The organism is Rhodococcus sp. AH-ZY2 (assembly GCF_030916465.1).
Taxonomy (GTDB): domain Bacteria; phylum Actinomycetota; class Actinomycetes; order Mycobacteriales; family Mycobacteriaceae; genus Rhodococcus; species Rhodococcus ruber.
The window spans coordinates 1,632,605-1,651,905 of record NZ_CP126458.1 but is presented as its reverse complement, the minus strand read 5'-3'; the positions used below and the strand labels follow the sequence as shown (position 1 = coordinate 1,651,905).

17 protein-coding genes are annotated in these 19,301 nt (G+C 71.7%); 9 read left to right on the top strand and 8 right to left on the bottom strand.

Annotation, left to right across the window (positions count from 1 at the left end):
* Positions 1-11 precede the first annotated feature (11 nt).
* Positions 12-2,315, bottom strand: a complete 2,304-nt coding sequence (gene recG / locus QNA09_RS08725) for an ATP-dependent DNA helicase RecG (protein ID WP_010592792.1) — start codon at positions 2,313-2,315, stop codon at positions 12-14.
* Between the two features lie 59 nt (positions 2,316-2,374).
* The gene (locus QNA09_RS08720; protein ID WP_017680525.1) at positions 2,375-4,012 is read right to left on the bottom strand and encodes a DAK2 domain-containing protein; all 1,638 of its coding nucleotides are present in this window, start codon (positions 4,010-4,012) and stop codon (positions 2,375-2,377) included.
* Positions 4,013-4,209: 197 nt separating this feature from the next.
* On the opposite strand from QNA09_RS08720, the gene rpmB reads away from it, so the two are divergent.
* Both rpmB and QNA09_RS08710 read left to right on the top strand, forming a co-directional pair.
* Entirely contained in the window at positions 4,210-4,401 is a 192-nt protein-coding gene (rpmB, locus tag QNA09_RS08715) for a 50S ribosomal protein L28 (protein ID WP_003939060.1), read from the top strand.
* Positions 4,402-4,557: 156 nt separating this feature from the next.
* Positions 4,558-5,349, top strand: coding sequence for an enoyl-CoA hydratase-related protein (locus tag QNA09_RS08710; protein WP_010592795.1), 792 nt, complete (start codon positions 4,558-4,560; stop codon positions 5,347-5,349).
* A gap of 68 nt (positions 5,350-5,417) precedes the next feature.
* Here the strand turns inward: QNA09_RS08710 and QNA09_RS08705 are convergent, their stop codons facing one another.
* The 3 genes from QNA09_RS08705 to QNA09_RS08695 are packed head-to-tail and all read right to left on the bottom strand — an operon-like array spanning position 5,418 to position 7,611.
* The gene (locus QNA09_RS08705) at positions 5,418-6,095 is read right to left on the bottom strand and encodes a uracil-DNA glycosylase (RefSeq protein WP_010592796.1); all 678 of its coding nucleotides are present in this window, start codon (positions 6,093-6,095) and stop codon (positions 5,418-5,420) included.
* An 18-nt stretch (positions 6,096-6,113) separates the two neighbouring features.
* On the bottom strand, positions 6,114-6,635 hold the full coding sequence (locus QNA09_RS08700) for a gamma carbonic anhydrase family protein (RefSeq protein ID WP_010592797.1): 522 nt from the start codon (positions 6,633-6,635) through the stop codon (positions 6,114-6,116).
* A 10-nt stretch (positions 6,636-6,645) separates the two neighbouring features.
* Positions 6,646-7,611, bottom strand: a complete 966-nt coding sequence (locus tag QNA09_RS08695) for a thiamine-phosphate kinase (RefSeq protein WP_072786457.1) — start codon at positions 7,609-7,611, stop codon at positions 6,646-6,648.
* A gap of 90 nt (positions 7,612-7,701) precedes the next feature.
* On the opposite strand from QNA09_RS08695, the gene QNA09_RS08690 reads away from it, so the two are divergent.
* Positions 7,702-8,298, top strand: coding sequence for a DUF3515 domain-containing protein (locus QNA09_RS08690; RefSeq protein WP_010592799.1), 597 nt, complete (start codon positions 7,702-7,704; stop codon positions 8,296-8,298).
* 23 nt (positions 8,299-8,321) lie between these two features.
* On the opposite strand, the gene QNA09_RS08685 is transcribed toward QNA09_RS08690, so the two are convergent.
* A complete protein-coding gene (locus QNA09_RS08685; protein WP_119699702.1) occupies positions 8,322-9,875 on the bottom strand; it encodes an acetyl-CoA hydrolase/transferase family protein in 1,554 nt (517 codons plus the stop codon).
* A gap of 404 nt (positions 9,876-10,279) precedes the next feature.
* Here QNA09_RS08685 and QNA09_RS08680 point away from each other — a divergent pair, with 404 nt between their 5' ends.
* From QNA09_RS08680 to QNA09_RS08655, 6 genes are all read left to right on the top strand, one after another.
* On the top strand, positions 10,280-12,382 hold the full coding sequence (locus QNA09_RS08680; RefSeq protein ID WP_203011704.1) for an ATP-dependent DNA helicase RecQ: 2,103 nt from the start codon (positions 10,280-10,282) through the stop codon (positions 12,380-12,382).
* Between the two features lie 141 nt (positions 12,383-12,523).
* The gene (ectA, locus tag QNA09_RS08675; RefSeq protein ID WP_026137701.1) at positions 12,524-13,063 is read left to right on the top strand and encodes a diaminobutyrate acetyltransferase; all 540 of its coding nucleotides are present in this window, start codon (positions 12,524-12,526) and stop codon (positions 13,061-13,063) included.
* 43 nt (positions 13,064-13,106) lie between these two features.
* Complete coding sequence (gene ectB / locus QNA09_RS08670) at positions 13,107-14,387, top strand: diaminobutyrate--2-oxoglutarate transaminase (RefSeq protein ID WP_010592803.1); 1,281 nt, start codon at positions 13,107-13,109, stop codon at positions 14,385-14,387.
* A gap of 55 nt (positions 14,388-14,442) precedes the next feature.
* Positions 14,443-14,838 carry an ectoine synthase gene (locus QNA09_RS08665; RefSeq protein ID WP_010592804.1) on the top strand — a complete coding sequence of 132 codons (396 nt, stop codon included), beginning with the start codon at positions 14,443-14,445 and terminating at the stop codon, positions 14,836-14,838.
* Between the two features lie 49 nt (positions 14,839-14,887).
* Positions 14,888-15,823 (top strand): D-isomer specific 2-hydroxyacid dehydrogenase family protein, encoded by a 936-nt coding sequence (locus QNA09_RS08660; RefSeq protein WP_017680520.1) that lies wholly within the window; start codon positions 14,888-14,890, stop codon positions 15,821-15,823.
* 21 nt (positions 15,824-15,844) lie between these two features.
* Positions 15,845-16,678: an NAD-dependent protein deacetylase gene (locus QNA09_RS08655; RefSeq protein WP_064066182.1), complete on the top strand. Its 834-nt coding sequence runs from the start codon at positions 15,845-15,847 to the stop codon at positions 16,676-16,678.
* A gap of 10 nt (positions 16,679-16,688) precedes the next feature.
* Here the strand turns inward: QNA09_RS08655 and proB are convergent, their stop codons facing one another.
* Together proB and obgE are read right to left on the bottom strand one after the other, a co-directional pair.
* Positions 16,689-17,789, bottom strand: a complete 1,101-nt coding sequence (proB, locus tag QNA09_RS08650; protein ID WP_010592807.1) for a glutamate 5-kinase — start codon at positions 17,787-17,789, stop codon at positions 16,689-16,691.
* Positions 17,790-17,815: 26 nt separating this feature from the next.
* Positions 17,816-19,270, bottom strand: a complete 1,455-nt coding sequence (obgE, locus tag QNA09_RS08645) for a GTPase ObgE (RefSeq protein WP_010592808.1) — start codon at positions 19,268-19,270, stop codon at positions 17,816-17,818.
* Positions 19,271-19,301 lie beyond the last annotated feature (31 nt).

The window sequence follows — 19,301 nt, the reverse complement described above, 5'->3', positions numbered from 1 at the left end:
GAAACGTAACCTCACGACTTCTCGAGGTACGCGACCCGTTCGGTGTCGAGCGCGGCCGAGACCATGCGGGCCAGACCGGGGTGGTCCTCGAGCCGCGGATCACGGTCGGTCACCGCACGGGCGAAGGCCTGCGCGGCCGAGATGACCTCGACGTCGTCGACGAGCGAGAGCATCCGCAGCGTCGACGTGGTGCCCGACTGGGCGACGCCGAGCACGTCCCCCTCGCGGCGCTGCTGCAGGTCCAGCTGGGCGAGCGCGAATCCGTCGGTCGTCGCGGCGACGGCCTCGAGGCGGGCCATGGCGGGCGCGCCCGGTTTTGAATCGGTCACGAGCAGGCAGAGCCCCGCATGCCCGCCCCGGCCCACCCGGCCGCGCAGCTGATGCAGCTGGCTGACCCCGAAGCGATCGGCATCCACGATGACCATCACCGTCGCGTTGGGCACATCCACGCCCACTTCGACGACGGTGGTGCACACCAGCACGTCGATGTCGCCCGCGGCGAAGTCGCGCATCACCGCGTCCTTCTCGTCGGCAGGCAGGCGCCCGTGCAGCAGCCCGACCCGCAGATGGGCGAGCGGCCCCCCGGCGAGCTCCTCGAACTGCTGGAGAACCGACTTCGTCTCGGGGGGCGTGCCCTTTCCCCTGCGCCCGCCGGTCGTCTCCGCCTCGTCGACGTCGACGTCGACGAGGTCGGCGTCCTCGTCGCTGTCGCCGTCGCCGATGCGCGAGCACACCACATACGCCTGCCGGCCCGCCGCGACCTCCTCGCCGATGCGTTCCCAGGCGCGCGTCACCCAGCTCGGATGCACCTTCGCCGCCACGACCCGGCTGGTGATGGGCGACCGGCCGCGGGGCAGTTCCCGCAATGTGGACACCTCGAGGTCGCCGAGGACGGTCATCGCGATGGTGCGCGGGATCGGTGTCGCCGTCATCACCAGCACGTGCGGGCTGGCACCGTCGCGGCCGCGGTTGCGCAGCACGTCGCGCTGCTCCACCCCGAAGCGGTGTTGTTCGTCGACGACGACGAGCCCGAGGTCGTGGAACTCGACGCCCTGCTGGATCAGCGCGTGGGTGCCGATCACGAGCCCCGAGTCGCCGCTCACGATGTCGAGCAGGGCCTGCCGCTTGCGGGCCGTGCCCATCGATCCCGTCACGAGGGTGACCTTCGTGGCCAGTTCGTGGGCACCGAGTTCGCCCGCCTCGGCGAGGTCGCCGAGCATCCTCGTCAGCGACCGCGCATGCTGGGCGGCGAGAACTTCGGTCGGGGCGAGCAGCGCGCACTGGTGCCCCGCGTCGATGACCTGCAGCATGGCCCGCAGCGCCACGATCGTCTTGCCCGAACCGACCTCGCCCTGCAGCAACCGATTCATCGGATGCTCGCCGGCGAGGTCGGCCGCGATCTCGCCCGCGACGGCGAGCTGGCCGGCGGTCAGTTCGAACGGCAGCCTCCGATCGAACTCGTCGGCGATACCGCCGCTGCGGCGCGGGCACGCCGGGGCGGTGCGCACCGCGACGTCGTGTCGGCGCCGGGCGAGCACGAGCTGCACCGCCGCGGCCTCGTCGAACCGCAGGCGCTCGCGGGCGGCGGTGACGTCGTCCCGGTCGTCGGGCAGGTGGATGCGGCGCAGCGCCTCGTCCAGCCCGATCAGGCCGTGCTCGCGACGCACCCAGTCGGGCAGCGGGTCGTCGACGGTCTCGAGCTGGTCGAGGATCTGCCGCACGCATCGCATCACGGTCCACGACTCGACGTCGCGGGTGGCGGGATACATCGGGATGAGGGCCCGGTCGAAGATCGACATGTCGATGCCGCCGTCGCCCTGGGCACTGCGGGCCATCCCGGCGAGGGCGCCGGCGCCACGTACCCGGGCGGGCCGGGGGGCCGCGCCGCCGATCTCGGGGCCGCGGGGCTCGGGCAGGATGATGTAGCTCGGGTGGGCCAGGCTCCACTTGTCACGGAAGTACTTGACAGTGCCGGAGAACATGCCGCGCACCCCGGGCTTGATGTTGTACTTGACCTTGTGCGGGTTGAAGAAGGTCACGTCGATCTTCTGCCGGTCCGATTCGAGCACGACAGCGAGACGGGTACCGGGGCGGCTCTTCATCCGCACCTCGTCGGCCTTGGCCACCCGCGCGATGATCGTCACGTGCTGGCCCTCGGCCGGTTGCGAGTCGCCGAGCTCGGCGCCCTGGGTGGCGTACCGGTGGGGGTAGTGGCGCAGCAGGTCCTCGACGGTGGTCATGCCGAACGACTCGGCGAGTGCCTCCGCGGTCTTGCGGCCGAGAAGATGATCGAGTCGGTCCGCGAGTGTCGCCACTGCCGTCCTCTCCGCTCCGATCGACACCGGTATCCGGCGTCCGACTGTTCCTGTGCCGGCTATTCCACGCCGAGCTGCAGCAGGTCGCTGCGCTGCCCTCCGTGGTACACCAGCACCTCCACCTCGGGGTGGCGGTCGTTGACGTGCCGGGTCAGCTGCTCGGCGAGTCCGTCGGGGGCGTCGAGACCGACGAGCATCGTCACGAGCTCTCCGCCCGCGGCGAGCACCTTGTCGAGCAGCGACGCTCCCGCCGTCACGAGATCATGCTCGATGACTACGACATCGTGACCCGACAGGCCCAGGCTGTGCCCCGGCTCGCAGGTTCCCACCCAGGTCAGGGCGCGTTCGTTCGCGATGCGCAACGAGCCCCACCGCGTCGCGGCGGCCGCCTCCGACATGGCGAAGGCGTCGTCGGCGGAATCGCGGCTCGGGTCGTGCACCGCGAGCGACGCCAGCCCCTGCACCATCGACGAACAGGGCAGGAACATCACCTCACGCCGGTGGTCGCGGGCCGCCGCACCCACGGCGACGAGTTCCTGGGCGGGCAGCGCACCGTTGGGCAGAACCATCACGTCGCGGCTGCCCAGCCGGCGGATCGCGTCGAGCAGATGCCGGCGGGTGATCGGATGGTCCGCTCGCACGATCGCGGCACCCTCGGCTTCGAACAGTTCCGCCGCTCCGTCGCCGGCCACGACGGCGAGCACCGAGCGAGTTCCGGCACCGGAACCGACCGGATCGACGCCGCTCCGCTGCCGAGCCTCCAGCGCGAAGCAGGTGACGCTGACCTGGTGCAGCCTCCCGGCCTCCAGGCCGGCCTCGACGGCGGCTCCCGCGTCGCAGCAGTGCACGTGCACGGACCAGGTGCCGGCGCCGTCACCGACGACGGCAACCGAGTCCCCCAGCGCGTCGAGACGGGCACGCAGGACGTCCATGCGGGTGGTGTCGGAGCCTTCCACGAAGTACATGACCTCGAAGTCCTGGCCGTCGTCGCGGAGGCCGCGCCCGTCGTGCCCGACATGCCGGACGGGGGCGCCGGGCCGCGACGTCGCGATCGGCGCCCGGTCCGGACGCCGGCCGGAAACCGTCTCGACGAACGCGTCCAGCAGCAGGAGCAGACCGAGTCCACCGGCATCGACGACCCCAGCCTCGGCCAGCACGTCGAGCTGTGCCGTGGTGCGTTGCACGGCCTCGGCGGCGGCATCGGCCGCCGCGGTCGCCACCGCCACGAGCGAACCGGATCCGCCGGCCGCGTGCGCGCCGTCGGCGGCCGCGTGCAGCACACTGACGATCGTGCCCTCGGCGGGGCAGCTCAGGGCGCGGGTGACGAGGTCGGCGGCATGACACCAGGCGCGCCCGAGTTCGGCGCCGTCGACCACGACGGCACCGTCGAGCGCATCGGCCAGGCCACGCAGCATCTGGGCGAGGATGACCCCGGAGTTGCCGCGGGCGCCGTGGAAGGCGCCGCGCGCCAGGGCGCCGACGATCGTGGCGACATCGTCGGCGTCGGCCGCGGAGGTGTCGAGTTCCGCTGCCGCGGAGCGCAGGGTGACGAGCAGGTTGGTGCCGGTATCGCCGTCGGGGACGGGGAAGACGTTGAGGCTGTTGATCTCGTCGCGGCGCTCGGCGAGGACCCGCAACCCGAGATCCACCCATCTGCGCAGGGCGGTCCCGTCGACTGCTTCCCCGACCTCGAGCACCTGCTTCCCCCTCTTCGCCCACCACGCAACCGGTGACGCAAGGGTAACGGTGTGCCCGCAGGCCGGCCGGTTTGGCCATTGCCACACCCACCCGCTACGCTTGCAGGGTTGCCTCGCACGGGTGGCGGACGCCTTCCCGTGTTCGCAGGCCGACGAAGACACGAAAATATCCACTACTCACCAAGGAGTTCGCGACTATGGCTGCCGTCTGCGACGTATGCGCCAAGGGCCCCGGCTTCGGTAAGTCGGTCTCGCACTCGCACCGGCGTACCAACCGTCGTTGGAACCCGAACATCCAGAGCGTTCGCGCTCAGGTTGCCCCGGGCAACACGCGCAAGGTCAACGTGTGCACCTCCTGCCTCAAGGCAGGCAAGGTCGTCCGCGGCTGATATCCGGTTCGACGAGGCCCCGGCGTTGCGACGCCGGGGCCTCGTCGTGTCCGGTCCCCCTCGCGAGGGACTCGCAACCACCCGTCACAAGAGGCTCGCCCGGACGGTAGCGACGGCCTCGCACCGACCGTCGGGGCACCCGGTAGGGTGCCCCGGGTGACCGAATCAGTACTGTCCCACGTCCGTATCGAGGACGGCGTGCTGCGCATCGCCGTGGCGACCGCCGAGCGTGGCACCTCCCTCTCCCCCGCGGGCATGGCCCAGGGGATCGAGGCCCTGCGATCCGCCGGCGCCGGGGTCGGCGCCGTTCTGCTCGTCGGTGAAGGCGCCAACTTCTGCGCGGGCGGCGACGTCCGTGCGTTCGCCGCCGCGCCGGACCGCGGCGAGTTCGTCGGCGACGTCGCACGCCTGTTCCACGACTTCGTCCGTGCCCTCGACGCGGCTCGCATGCCCGTGGTGGCCGCGGTCCAGGGCTGGGCGGCGGGCGCGGGCATGAGCATCGTGCTGCACGCAGACATCGCACTCGGCGGTCCCTCGACGAAGCTGCGCCCGGCGTACCCGTCGATCGGGTTCACACCCGACGGCGGGATGTCGTGGACCTTGCCGCGCGTCGTGGGGGTCGCCCGCGCGCGGGAGATCATCCTGACCGACTGTGTCCTGAACGCCGACGAGGCCGTGCGGCTCGGGGTGCTCAGCCGTCTCGTGGCCGACGACGAGGTGCAGGGCGAGGCGATGCGGGTGGCTCGCACCCTCGCGAACGGTCCCACCGCCGCCTACGCCGGCATCCGGCGACTGGTGGCCGAGTCCACGGGACGGTCGTTGTCCGAGCAGCTCGACGCGGAGGCCGAGGCGATCGCCGCGGCGGCCACCACCCCCACGGGCATCGAGGGTGTCGACGCGTTCGTAGAGAAGCGGCGCCCCGACTTCGAGTCGATCGACCGGGGCTGAGCGACTGCGGCTGAGCGACCGGGGCTGAACGACCGGGCCTGAACGACCGGGGCTCAGCCGCACCCGGTTCAGGCCAGGCGCCAGTCCACCGGGTTCCCGCCCTGATCGGCCAGCAACGCGTTCGCTCGGCTGAAGGGGCGGGAACCGAAGAACCCGCGGGAGGCCGACAGCGGCGACGGGTGCGCCGACTTCACGGTGGGCACGTCGCCGAGCATCGGCTCGAGCGTGGCCGCGTCCCGACCCCACAGGATCGCGACGAGTGGTGCCGTGCGCGCGACGAGCGCTCGGATCGCCTGCTCGGTCACGCGCTCCCAGCCCTTGCCGCGGTGCGACGCGGGCTGGCCGGGCTGCACCGTCAGGACGCGGTTGAGCAGCAGCACCCCCTGCGCCGACCACGGCGTGAGGTCGCCGTTCGGTGGTGTCGGCAGGCCGAGGTCGTCGCTGTACTCGCGGTAGATGTTGGCCAGGCTGCGCGGCACCGGACGTACGTCCGGTGCGACCGAGAAGCTCAGCCCGACGGCATGACCCGGCGTCGGGTACGGGTCCTGGCCGACGATGAGCACCTTCACCCGGTCGAACGGCTCGGTGAAGGCCCGCAGCACGTTCGCGCCGGCGGGCAGGTAGCCACGTCCGGCGGCGTTCTCGGCGCGCAGGAAATCACCCATCGCGGCGATGTCGTCGGCGACGGGGGCCAGTGCCCGCGCCCAGCCCTCCTCGACGATCTCCGGCAAGGGTCGTACAGCCATCGGTGGTGCCCGGTCCTTCTAGTCGATCCGCCGCAGCGCGCCGCGGTAGTACTCGGCGTTCGCCGCGTACATCTTGGCGTTGGCGTCGATGTGCCCCTCCGGCACCTCGTATCCCTCCCGGACCTTCGCCGGGACACCCATCGCCATCGAGCGCGGCGGGACCTGGAAGCGGGGAGCCACGAGCGCACCGGCCGCGACGATCGCCCCGTCGCCGACGACGGAGCCGTTGAGCACGAGGGAGCCGGAACCGATCAGGCAGCCGTCGCCGATGGTGGAGCCCTCGATGTGGGCGTTGTGGCCGACGACGGTTCCGGCGCCGATGACGGTGGCGTCCACGGCGGTGCAGTGGATGATCGTCCCGTCCTGGATGTTGCTCTCGGCGCCGACGACGATCCGGCCGTAGTCGCCGCGCAGGACCGCGGTGGGCCACACCGAGGCGCGGGCACCGAGGGTGACGTCGCCGATGACCACCGCATCGGGATGGACCCAGGCGTCGGGATGAATATCGGGCACACGGTCGCCGAGCGCATACACAGCCATGTCCTGAAACCTATCTCGAGAAGCTCTGCCAGCCTCCGGGGCCCGGCCGGTCGTGACCGTCGACGGTGACGCCGCGGCCCTCACGCACCGTGCCGACGGGACGCCAGCCGGCGGGTAGCGACGCGTCCGGGGGAAAGCAGGCGGCCAGGGCGTGGTCCTCGCCGCCGGTGAGCACCCACTCCCACACGTCGACACCGAGTTCCGCGGCGGCGGACCGCAGCCCGGGTCCGGGCTCGAGCAGCTCGTGCGAGACGTCGATCGCGACGCCGGACGCGGCGGCGATGTGCCCGAGGTCGGCGAGCAGGCCGTCGGAGATGTCGGTTGCGGCGTGGGCCCCGGCGGCGGCCGCGGCGGGGCCCGCGGCGTACGGGGGCGACGGCACCTTGTGGGCGGCCACCAGATCCGGGTGACCGGCGAGTCCGGCGGTGAGCACGGCCAGTCCGGCGGCGGAACGCCCGGTCGGACCGGCCAGCGCGACGATGTCGCCGGGCCGGGCCGCGGACCGCAGGAGAGGCGGGTTCCCGCCGAGGTCGCCGAGGACGGTCACCGCCACGACCAGTTGCGACGCCTGCACCAGGTCGCCGCCGACTACGCCGGCGCCGAGCGCCTCGGCGGCCTCCCCGATCCCGGCGGAGACGCCGTCGAGCACGCCGACCGGGGTGTCGGGCGGGCAGCCGAGCCCGACGAGGAAGGCGGTGGGGCGAGCGCCCATCGCCGCGACGTCGGCACCGTTCTGGGCGACGGCCTTACGCCCGACCTCGTGCGGGGTGGACCAGTCGAGGCGGAAGTGCCGGCCCTCGACGAGCATGTCGGTGGAGACGGCGACCCGTCCGTCGGCGGCGGCGACGAGAGCCGCGTCGTGTCCCGGTCCGACGAGGGTGGTGGGGGGCTGGCGGCGTCCGGCGACCGCGCGGTCGATCACGGGGAACTCGCCGAGGTCGGCGACGGTGGGGCCGGGGCGGTCGGGCGCGGTGATGCGATCCTCCCGTTCGTGGGTCGATGCGGGGCGGGCGGTGGCGGACACGGTAGTTTCGACCACGCTACCGTTCCCCGACTCCGAGAGATCATGACCGAGCCGACAGTCTCCCCCGACCCCGATCCCGACGGCACGTCCGGCGACGACGAGCACCGCCGCAGCCCTGCCCTCGTCGCCACGGCCGTCGCGCTGCCGGTGGCGTTGCTGATCGGCATCGTGGTGGCGGCGGTGCTGGCGAACCGCACCCCGGAACTGGCGCCCGTGGCGCTGGGACCGGTGGTGGCGCCGCAGGCCGAGTCACCGGAGTGCGCGGCCCTGCTGGGAGCGTTGCCCGAGGAGGTCGGCGACCTGCGCCGCGCGGAGCTGACGGACCCGGCCCCCGCGGGCGCCGCGGCGTGGCAGCCCGTCGAGGGCGAGCCGGTGGTGCTGCGGTGCGGACTGGAGCGGCCCGCGGAGTTCGATCGCGCGGCGGCGCTGCAGGTGGTCGACGGCGTCCAGTGGTTCGAGGTGTCCGGCGCCGCGGAGGGCATCGACGCGAGCACGTGGTTCGTCGTGGACCGGCCGGTGTACGTGGCGCTGACGGTGCCGAACGGTTCGGGTCCGACTCCGCTGCAGACGGTGTCGGCGGCGGTCACGCAGTCGCTGCCCCAGCAGCCGATCGATCCCGCGCCGGTCGCCGGCGGCTGACGCCGGTCGGCGACCCGCGGGATTCACTGCCCCAGCATGGATCCCGTCTCCAGGAAACGCTGGTGGAAGGACAGGGCCTCGCCGAGCAGATGCGGGGTGTGTCCCGCATCCGGCACGGCCTCGGCCCGGTCGACGTAGTCGTGCAACATGTCCCGGTAGTCCGGGTGGGCGCAGTTGTCGACGACGACCCGCGCCCGGCGCCGCGGCGACAGCCCGCGCAGGTCCGCAAGTCCCTGTTCGGTGACCAGGACCTGCACGTCGTGTTCGGTGTGGTCGACGTGCGGCACCATCGGCACGATCGACGAGATGCTCCCGCCCTTCGCGGTGGACGGACTCAGGAACATCGACAGGTAGCCGTTGCGCGCGAAGTCGCCGGATCCCCCGATCCCGTTCATGATCTTGGTGCCCATGACGTGGGTGGAGTTGACGTTGCCGTAGATGTCGGCCTCGAGCATGCCGTTCATGGCGATGATGCCGAGGCGGCGCACGATCTCGGGATGGTTGCTGATCTCCTGCGGACGCAGCACGATGTGCTCGCGGTAGAAGTCGATGTTGGACACCAGCTCGTCGATCCCGGCCTCGCTCAACGCCAGCGACGTGGCGGACGCGAAGCGGACGGTGCCGTGCTTGATCAGGTGCAGCATGCCGTCCTGGATGACCTCGGAGTAGCAGGTCAGCCCCTTGTGGGGTCCGGCGTCGAGCCCCTGGAGGACCGCGTTGGCCACGTTGCCGATGCCGGACTGGAGCGGCAGGAGCGCATCCGCGGGCAGCCGTCCGCGGGAGACCTCGTGCTCGAAGAAGTCGAGCACGTGCGCGGCGATCGCCCGGCTCACCGCGTCCGGCGGGGTCAGCGGGCTGGCGCTGTCGCGGGCATGGGTCTCGACGACCGCGACGACCTTGTCGGGGTCGACGCGGAACGTGCTCTGGCCGATGCGGTCCTCGACGTCGGTGAGCATGATCGGCTTGCGGTGCGGCGGCAGCGCGGTGCCGTAGTACACGTCGTGGATGCCCGTCATCGCGGCCGGAACCCACGAGTTGACCTCGAGGATCACCTTCTCGGCGACGTCGAGCCAGGTCTTGTTGTTGCCGATCGACGCGGACGGGATCAGTTCCCCGGTCTCGGTCACGCCGGAGACCTCGACGACCGCGACGTCGACGTGTCCGTAGTAGCCCTCCCAGACCTGCTGGGCGACGTGGGACAGGTGGATGTCGACGTAGTCCATCCGGCCGTTGTTGATGTTGCGGCGGGCGGTGGGTTCGGCCTGGTACGGCATCCGCAGGGAGATGCCGGCCACCTCGGACAGCATCCGCTCGGTCTCGGCGGAGACCGACGCGCCGGTGAGGAGGTTGACCGTGAAGTCGGTGCCGGCCGCGCGGGCCGCCCCGATGCGTTCCGCGAGCGCGGGGGTGATCGCCTTCGGCGTGCCGGCGCTGGCGAAGCCGCTGATGGCGACGGTGTGGCCGGGCTGGATCCAGCGGACGGCTTCCTCCGCGGAGACGACCTTCTGCCGGAACGCCGGGTGGTCGATTCGGCTCGGGGAAGAGTCGGATGCGGGGCGGAGGAACTGCGTCTGCATAGCGAACAGGGTACGAGCATGCCCGGCAGTCGACGAAGTCTCCGTCACAGCGATCGGCCGGTTGGGGCGCGGACCACTCCCCCGCCGCAGGCCACCCCACCGGATCCACGCGGCCGCACGCCACCCCCGCGACGGTGCCCGAAAGTGCCTGTGCGGCAGTCGGTCCTACCATCGCGACTGCACCGCTCCCGGCTCCGGGCGGCTGGGACGCCGACGGTCCCGACGCGAACGGCGTCCCGCGTCCACGCGGGGACGGGACGCGGCATCCCGACCGGCCCGACGGGTCGTTCGCCGCCGGAACGACCCCGTTCGTCGCGGAACCGGGCACGTTCGTCCCCGAAGCGGACACCACCGCCGGCCTCGCCGGCGCCCCGATGTCGTCACCGTCCGGCACGATGGGTCCCATGAGCACCGCCACCACGGATCTACGCGACGACGCCGAACGACTGCTCCGCGATCTCGCCGGACCCGGGGCCCGGTTGCGCGAGGACCAGTGGAACGCCATCGAGGCACTGGTGGTGCATCGCCGGCGAGCGCTGGTCGTCCAGCGCACGGGGTGGGGCAAGTCGGCGGTCTACTTCATCTCCGCCAAGTTGCTCCGTGCCCGCGGGCACGGGCCGACCGTGATCGTCTCCCCCCTTTTGGCCCTGATGCGCAACCAGGTGGAGGCGGCGCGGCGCGCGGGTGTCCATGCCGCCACGATCAACTCCGGCAACGTCACCGAGTGGGAAGAGATCCATCGGCAGGTCGCCGACGGCGCGGTGGACGTGCTGCTCGTCAGCCCGGAGCGACTGAACAATCCGGACTTCCGCGACCAGGTGCTGCCGTCGCTCGCCCGCGACGCCGGGCTGGTGGTGGTCGACGAGGCGCACTGCGTCTCGGACTGGGGCCACGACTTCCGCCCGGACTACCGGCGTATCCGCACCCTCGTCGCCGACCTCGGCGAGGGCATCCCGGTGCTCGCGACCACCGCGACCGCGAACGACCGCGTCGTCGCGGACGTGGCGGCACAACTCGGCGTCGGGGAGGGCCGGGGCGAGACCCTCGTACTGCGCGGGGGCCTCGACCGGCCGTCGCTGCACTTGTCGGTCCTGCGGATCGACGAGCCCGCCCGCCGGGCGGCGTGGCTCGCCCAGCACCTCGACGAGCTGCCCGGGTCCGGGATCGTCTACACCCTCACCGTGTCGGCCGCGCACGACCTGGCCGCGCTGCTGTCCGAGCACGGTCACACCGTCGCGGCATACACCGGGCAGTCGGACCCCACCGAGCGGGAACAGCTCGAGGCGGACCTGCTCGGCGACCGGGTCAAGGCGCTGATCGCCACCTCGGCCCTGGGCATGGGCTTCGACAAACCGGATCTCGGGTTCGTCGTGCACCTGGGAGCCCCGTCGTCGCCGATTTCCTACTACCAGCAGGTCGGGCGCGCGGGGCGCGCGACCGAGCGCGCGGAGGTGATTCTGCTTCCGGGTCCCGAGGACCGGCAGATCTGGAGCTGGTTCGCGTCGGTGGCCTTCCCGCGGGAGGAGGTGGTGCGGCGGGTGATCGAGGTGCTCGAGCCGGAGCGGCCGCAGTCCACGCAGGCCCTCGAGCCACTGGTCGACCTCACCCGGTCCCGGCTGGAGATGGTGCTCAAGGTGCTCGACGTGGACGGTGCGGTGCGCCGGGTCAAGGGCGGCTGGATCGCCACCGGTGCGCCGTGGGAGTACGACGCCGACCGGTACGCCAAGCTCGAGCAGGCGCGTGCGGCCGAGCAGGAGGCGATGCTCGAGTACGAGCGGACCACCGGGTGCCGGATGGTGTTCCTGCGCACCCAGCTCGACGATCCCGGCCTGACATCCGAGACCGCGGGCTGCGGTCGGTGCGACAACTGCTGCGGGGCCCGGTGGTCGGCGGACGTCGACGACACCGAACTGGGCCGGGTGCGGGCCCGGTTGGATCGGCCGGGGGTGGACCTACCGCCGCGGCGGCAGTGGCCGACCGGAATGGCCAAGCTCGGCGTGGCGCTGTCCGGAAAGATCACCGACGGACCCGAGCCGGGGCGGGTCCTCGGCCGGCTGTCGGACCTGGGATGGGGGCCGCGGCTGCGGGCGCTGCTGGACGGCCCGGACGCGCCGGTGCCCGATGCGGTCGTGCAGGCCGCCGTGGACGTGCTCCGAGCATGGGACTGGACGCAGCGGCCGACCGCGGTGATGGCCCTGGAGTCGGCGACCCGGCCCCTGCTGGTCGGTTCCCTCGCGACGCGCCTGGCGCAGCTGGGCCGGCTCGAGGATCTCGGCGTGCTGCGTGCCCGGCCCGGCCGGCCCGCGGTGACGGCAGCGAACTCGGCGTACCGGATCGCCGGCCTCGTGGACGCGTGGGAGAGCCCCGACCTCCACGGAAACCCTGGGCCGATCCTGCTCGTCGACGCGGTCACCGACACCGGCTGGACGCTGACGATGGCGGCCCGGACCCTGATCCGCGCGGGTGCGTCCGCGGTGCTCCCGCTGGCTCTCGCGAGCCCGAAATAATCGCCGCGACCGGTCCGGGCGCTACATCGAGTGATCCTTCTCACACCCGCGTCTCACCTGCACGGAGGCGGGGTATCCGGTGACGGATTCCGACAAGGCGGGTGAATCCCGCCCGCGAAGTTGTTAGGTTCGAGACCGCTTATGACGCCTGTGACACCGAGAAGTACCCCGCCCACCGCGCCTGCCGAAACGGTGAACGCACCTGCCGAGCCGAATTTCCGCGCACCGCGCATTTCCGACGGAATTCGCATGTGGCAGATCGCGCGCGATTCGAAAGTGCTCGACGTCAATTCCAGTTACGCGTACGTGCTGTGGTGCCGCGACTTCGCGGCGACCTCGGTGGTCGCCACCGCTGGTGACGACGAGGCGGTCGGTTTCGTCAGCGGCTACCGCCGTCCGGAGGCACCGGACACGCTGTTCGTCTGGCAGGTGGCCGTGGACCAGGACCAACGGGGCCGCGGCGTCGCGGGCCGGATGCTCGACAGCCTGTGGGACCGACTCACCGACGCCGGTGTGACCCGGCTCGAGACGACGGTCAGCCCGGACAACGAGGCATCGATCGCGATGTTCACCGCGCTCGCCCGGCGACGCGGACTGCGCATCACCCGGAGCGAATTGTTCACCCCTTCGGATTTTCCCGATTCACACATGGCCGAGGATCTCTACACGATCGGCGAATGAATACACGACCGGCGAAAACGAATTCGCCGCAGGAGGACGAGGAATGACCATCCTGGAGCACCCCGAAACCCCCGCCAAGCACAGCATTTTCGATCACCTCGAATCCGAGGTGCGCAGCTACAGCCGTGGCTGGCCGGCCGTGTTCGAAACGGCATCCGGATCGTGGATCCGCGACGAGAACGGCAAGGACTACCTCGACTTCTTCGCCGGTGCGGGAGCCCTCAACTACGGGCACAACAACCCGATTCTGAAGACCGCGCTCGTGGACTACATCATGGGCGACGGCATCACCCACGGCCTGGACATGGCCACCCCCGCCAAGCGGGAACTGCTGGAGTCGATCGAGAGCCACATCCTGGCTCCGCGCGGCCTCGACTACAAGGTCCAGTTCCCCGGCCCCACGGGCACCAACTCGGTCGAGGCGGCCCTCAAGCTCGCCCGCAAGGTCACCGGTCGCGAGTCGATCATCAACTTCACCAACGCGTTCCACGGGATGACGCTGGGTGCGCTGTCGGTGACGGGCAACTCGATGAAGCGGGCCGGGGCCGGCGTGCCGCTGGTGCATGCCACCCCCATGCCGTTCGACAACTACTTCGACGGCGTCACCGAGGACTTCCACTGGTTCTCCCGCGTGCTCGACGACTCCGGCAGCGGCCTGAACCGCCCGGCGGCGGTCATCGTCGAGACCGTGCAGGGCGAGGGTGGCGTGAACGTCGCCCGTCCCGAGTGGCTGCGAGCCCTCGCGGACCTGTGCGCCGAGCGCGACATCCTGCTCATCGTCGACGACGTGCAGATGGGCTGCGGCCGCACCGGCCCGTTCTTCTCGTTCGAGGTCGCCGGGATCACCCCGGACATCGTGACCCTGTCGAAGTCGATCGGCGGGTACGGCCTGCCGCTCGCGCTGACGCTGTTCAAGCGTGAACTCGACGTGTGGGGCCCGGGCGAGCACAACGGCACGTTCCGCGGCAACAACCCGGCGTTCGTCACCGCGGCGAAGGCGCTGCAGCACTACTGGGCCGACGACCGTCTCGAGCGCGACACGCTGCGCAAGGGCGAGCGGATCCGGCAGACCTTCATGAACCTGTCCGACATGTTCGACGGCGTCTCCACCCGCGGCCGCGGCATGGTTCAGGGCCTGGTGTTCGACGAGCCGAGCGACGCGCAGAAGGTGTGTGCCCTGGCGTTCGAGCAGGGCCTGCTCGCGGAGACCTCCGGCCCCTCCGACGAAGTCGTCAAGCTGCTCCCGCCGCTGACGATCAGCGACGACGAGCTCGAGCACGGCCTGAACATCCTGTGCGAGGCCACCTCGGTGGTCCGGGCCTGAGCCCCGGCCACCGTCGAACCCCGCACGCGAAGACGAGCACCGGAAGGACCTGCCCATGATCGTCCGTACCACCGAAGAAATCACCGGCACCGACCGCGACATCACGTCGGACAACGGCAACTGGCGCAGCAAGCGCATCGTGCTCGGCGGCGACAAGGTCGGTTTCTCGTTCCACGAGACCACGATCGAGGCCGGCACCGTCAACGAGTTCCACTACGCCAACCACGTCGAGGCCGTGTGGCTCATCGAGGGCACCGGCACGCTCACCGACCTCGAGACCGGCACCGTGTACCCGCTCGCGCCCGGCACGATGTACCTGCTCGACGGCCACGAGCGGCACCGGGTCGAGCCCGACACCCGGATGCGCATGTTCTGCGTGTTCAACCCGCCGGTCACCGGCCGGGAGGTCCACGACGAGAACGGCGTGTACCCCCTCGTCGAGGTCGTCTGAGCGCCCGCAGCGTGTGACCGGCCGGCCCTTCGCGCCTAGAGTCGGATCCATGACCTACGAGCGACAGCCGCGGATCGCCGTCGGCCCCGCCCCGGACATCGTGTTCGACCGGGCGATCGGGGCCGGCGGCGGTCGCGTATGCGGGTTCGACGACCACCCGGACGCGGTGGTCTGGACCGGCGGATCGGACGAATTCCCCGCGGCGTTGCCGACGTCGGTGCGATGGGTCCAGCTACCCGCCGCCGGCGTGGAGGACTGGCTCGACGCCGGCATCATCCGCGCTCACCCCCAGGTGACGTGGACGTCGGCTGCCGGGGCGTTCGCCGCGACGGTCGCCGAGCATGCGCTCATGCTGCTGCTCGCCGGGGTGCGGGCGCTGCCCGACCATCTGGCCGCGACGTCGTGGACGCCGGGCGTGTTCTACCCCCAGCTGGGAACCCTGCGCGGCGCCACCGTCGGCATCATCGGCGCCGGGGGCATCGGCCGGGCCCTGATCCCCATGCTCGGCGCGCTGGGCGCGCAGGCGCTCGCGGTCACCCGCAGCGGCCGTCCGGTCCCGGGCGCCGTGGAGACCGTCCCCGTCGCACGGATCGACGAAGTATGGTCCCGCGCAGATCATTTCGTGATCGCCGCCCCGGCCACGGCTGAGACCGAGCAGCTGGTGGGGGCCGACGAACTCGCCGCGATGAAGCCCACCGCGTGGGTGATCAACGTTGCCCGCGGTAGCCTCGTCGACACCGACGCGCTGGTGGATGCTCTCAGCCGCCGTGTCATCGCGGGCGCCGGTCTGGACGTCACGGATCCCGAACCGCTGCCGGACGGGCACCCCCTGTGGTCCCTGCGCAATGCCATGATCACGCCACACGATTCCAATCCCCCGGCGCTGCGCATCCCCGCGTTCGCCGAGCACGTCACCGAGAACGTCACGCGCTTCGCGGCCGGCCTCGACCTCGCCGCGGTCGTCGACCCGAGCGCCGGGTACTGACGCACCGCTATCCTGGGCGGGGTGATCGAACCGCTGCACCACCTGCTCGACGGCCGGCGGTTGTGCGTGCTCACCGGCGCCGGGATCTCCACCGATTCCGGCATCCCGGACTACCGCAGTCCCGGCGCGCCACCCCGCAACCCGATGACCTACCAGCAGTTCGTGGGCGATCCCGAGTTCCGGCGCCGCTACTGGGCGCGCAACCACGTCGGGTGGCGGCACATGGACTCCGCGCGGCCCAACGCCGGGCACCGTGCCCTCGCCGCGCTCGAACGGCGCGGCGTCGTCCTCGGTGTCCTCACCCAGAACGTGGACCTGCTGCACACCAAGGCCGGCAGCCGGCGGGTGATCGACCTGCACGGCTGCTACGCGCAGGTGCGCTGTCTGGCGTGCAACCACCGGCTCTCGCGGTTCACCCTCGCCGAGCAACTCGCCGCCGCGAATCCGGGCTTCCTCGACCGGGTCCGGGGGACGACAGGCCTGGAGGTGGCCCCGGACGCCGATGCGGTCGTCGACGACACCGACAGCTTCCGCCCGGTGGACTGCGAGCGGTGCGGGGGAATGCTCAAACCGGACATCGTGTACTTCGGTGAATCGGTGCCTCGCGAACGTGTCGAGCGCGCGTTCGCGCTCGTCGACGAGGCGGATGCGCTGCTCGTGGTCGGCAGCTCGCTCACCGTGATGTCCGGACTGCGCTTCGTGCGGCACGCCGCGAAACTCGGCAAGCCCGTGGGCATCGTCAACCGGGGCACCACCCGGGGCGATGCGCTGGCCACGGTGAAGGTCGACGCCGGGTGCTCGGAGGTGCTCACGGCCCTCGCTGCCGGATCGCCGGCTGCCGCACCGGTCCGGTGAGCGCCCGCCTCTACAGGGTCACGAGGTCGTCGGCGTGCACCACCGGCCGCTGCAGGTCCGCCGGCAGCTGCCGGGTGGAGAACCCGATCATCCAGTCCAGTTCGGCCGCGTCGTAGGCCACTACTCCGCGCCCCACCGTCCGACCGTCGGGACCGACCAGCGCCACCACGTCCCCGCCGTGGAAGCGACCGCTCATGCCGGTGATGCCCGCCGCGAGCAGCGAACGGCGCCGTTCGACCACTGCCCGCACCGCGCCCGCGTCCAGGTGCAGGGTGCCGTGGGTGTCGGCAGCGTGCCGCACCCAGAATCGCCGCGCGGACATCCGGTCGGGCCGAGGGGCGAACGCGGTCCCCACATCCGCGGCACCGAGGGCGCGGTCGGCCTGGGACGCGGCGGTGAGCAGCACCGGCACCCCCGAGTCGGCGGCCAGTCGCGCCGCGGACAGCTTCGAGGCCATCCCGCCCGTGCCGAGGGCGCCCCCGGACCCCGCGACGACGCCGTCGAGGTCCTCCGGGCTCGTCACCTCCGCGATGAGGTGCGCATCGCCCTTGCGGGGATCGCCGTCGTAGAGGCCGTCGACATCGGAGAGCAGGATCAGCGCGTCCGCCCCGACGAGGTGCGCGACGAGCGCGGCGAGACGGTCGTTGTCACCGAAGCGCAGTTCGGCGGTCGCGACGGTGTCGTTCTCGTTGACCACCGGCACGGCGTGCAGCGCGCGCAGCCGGTCGAGGGTGCGCTGGGCGTTGCGATGCTGGGTGCGTCGCGCGATGTCGTCGGCAGTGAGCAGCACCTGCCCGACGGTGCGGCCGTACCGCGCGAAGGAGGTACCCCACGCGTGGGCGAGGGCGAGCTGCCCGACGCTGGCCGCGGCCTGCTTGGTGGCCAGGTCACGGGGCCGGACGGTCAGGCCGAGCGGGGCGAGTCCGGCACCGACCGCACCGGAGGACACCACCACGACGTCCGAGCCGCCGCGCATGCGCCCCTCGAGCGCGTCGACGAGACGGTCGAGTCGGTCCCGGTCCAGTCCGCCGACCAGGCTGGTGATGGCGGACGAGCCGATCTTCACCACGACGCGGCGTGCGCCGGCGACGGCCTCCCGGGTATCGCTCACGATCTCCTGCTTCTGGTTCGAGGTGGTCAGAACTCGTCGTCGGTCGCGAGACCGCGTCGCACCTTCTTGGCGTGGCGACGTTCGGCCGCCCCGACGCGATCGACCTGGTCGAGGCGGGCGTCGGTGCCGCGTCCGGTGGGCACGACGTCCACGCCGGCCTGCGTCTGCGGCTCCCACTCGAAGGAGACGTCGCCGATCGTGACGGACGCGCCCGGTTCGGCGCCCTGCTTGACGAGTTCGTCCTCGACACCGAGGCGGGCCAGCCGGTCCGCGAGGTAGCCGACGGCCTCGTCGTTGTCGAATGCGGTCTGCCGCACCCAGCGTTCGGGCCGGGTGCCGCGCACGATGAAGCCGCCCGGCGTCTCGGGATCGGCAACGACGCTGAACCCGGTCTCGTCGACGGCGACGGGCCGGATGACGGGCCGTCGCGGCGCCGCCGGCGGATGCGCCTTCCGGTACTCCTCCACCATTCGCGCCAGCGCGAACGTCAGTGGCCGCAACCCCTCCCGGCTGACGGCGGAGATCCTGAACACCGGCCAGCCCCGCTCCTCGAGATCCGGGGTGACGAAGTCCGCGAGTTCGGCGGCGTCGGGCACGTCGACCTTGTTCAGGATGACGATGCGGGGACGGTCGGCGAGATCACCCAGGCTGCTGTCGCCGGACAGCGCCGGCCGGTAGGCGGCCAGCTCGGCCTCGAGCGCATCGATGTCGGAGATCGGGTCGCGGCCCGGCTCGAGCGTGGCGCAGTCGACGACGTGGGCCAGCACAGCGCACCGCTCGAGGTGGCGCAGGAAGTCCAGGCCGAGCCCGCGGCCCTCGCTGGCACCGGGAATCAGGCCCGGCACGTCGGCGACGGTGAACGTGGTGTCGCCCGACTGCACGACCCCGAGGTTGGGGACGAGGGTGGTGAACGGGTAGTCGGCGATCTTCGGCTTGGCCGCGGACAGCACCGACACCAGGGACGATTTGCCCGCCGACGGGAAACCGACCAGCCCGACGTCCGCGACGGACTTGAGTTCGAGGACGAGGTCGCGCTCCTCCCCCTCCTCGCCGAGCAGGGCGAAGCCGGGGGCCTTGCGGGCCTTCGACGCCAGGGCCGCGTTGCCGAGACCTCCGCGGCCGCCGTGCGCGGCGACGAAGCGGGTGCCGGAGCCGACCAGGTCGGCCAGGATCCGGCCGTCCTTGTCGAGCACGACGGTACCGTCGGGCACCTTCAGCACGAGGTCGCCGCCGTTGGCGCCGTCGCGGTTGCTGCCCGCGCCCTGGGTGCCGTTCGTGGCCTTCGCGTGCTGGTGGAAGTGGAAGTCGAGGAGGGTGTGGACACCCTCGTCCACCTCGAGCACGACGTTGCCGCCGTTTCCGCCGTTACCCCCGTCGGGGCCGCCGAGCGGCTTGAACTTCTCCCGGTGGACGGAGGCGCAGCCGTTACCACCCTTGCCGGCGGTGACGTGCAGCACCACCCGGTCGATGAAGCGGGACATGGGTGGACCTCCGTCGAATGGTGGAACTGTT

Bases quoted from the DNA above. Each gene is read 5' to 3' on its own strand.
- QNA09_RS08685 (WP_119699702.1), bottom strand. From the start codon at position 9,875: ATGCAGACGCAGTTCCTCCGCCCCGCATCCGACTCTTCCCCGAGCCGA.
- QNA09_RS08705 (WP_010592796.1), bottom strand. From the start codon at position 6,095: ATGGCTGTACGACCCTTGCCGGAGATCGTCGAGGAGGGCTGGGCGCGG.
- rpmB (WP_003939060.1), top strand. From the start codon at position 4,210: ATGGCTGCCGTCTGCGACGTATGCGCCAAGGGCCCCGGCTTCGGTAAG.
- QNA09_RS08700 (WP_010592797.1), bottom strand. From the start codon at position 6,635: ATGGCTGTGTATGCGCTCGGCGACCGTGTGCCCGATATTCATCCCGAC.
- ectB (WP_010592803.1), top strand. From the start codon at position 13,107: ATGACCATCCTGGAGCACCCCGAAACCCCCGCCAAGCACAGCATTTTC.
- QNA09_RS08660 (WP_017680520.1), top strand. From the start codon at position 14,888: ATGACCTACGAGCGACAGCCGCGGATCGCCGTCGGCCCCGCCCCGGAC.
- QNA09_RS08665 (WP_010592804.1), top strand. From the start codon at position 14,443: ATGATCGTCCGTACCACCGAAGAAATCACCGGCACCGACCGCGACATC.
- obgE (WP_010592808.1), bottom strand. From the start codon at position 19,270: ATGTCCCGCTTCATCGACCGGGTGGTGCTGCACGTCACCGCCGGCAAG.
- QNA09_RS08690 (WP_010592799.1), top strand. From the start codon at position 7,702: ATGACCGAGCCGACAGTCTCCCCCGACCCCGATCCCGACGGCACGTCC.
- ectA (WP_026137701.1), top strand. From the start codon at position 12,524: ATGACGCCTGTGACACCGAGAAGTACCCCGCCCACCGCGCCTGCCGAA.
- QNA09_RS08680 (WP_203011704.1), top strand. From the start codon at position 10,280: ATGAGCACCGCCACCACGGATCTACGCGACGACGCCGAACGACTGCTC.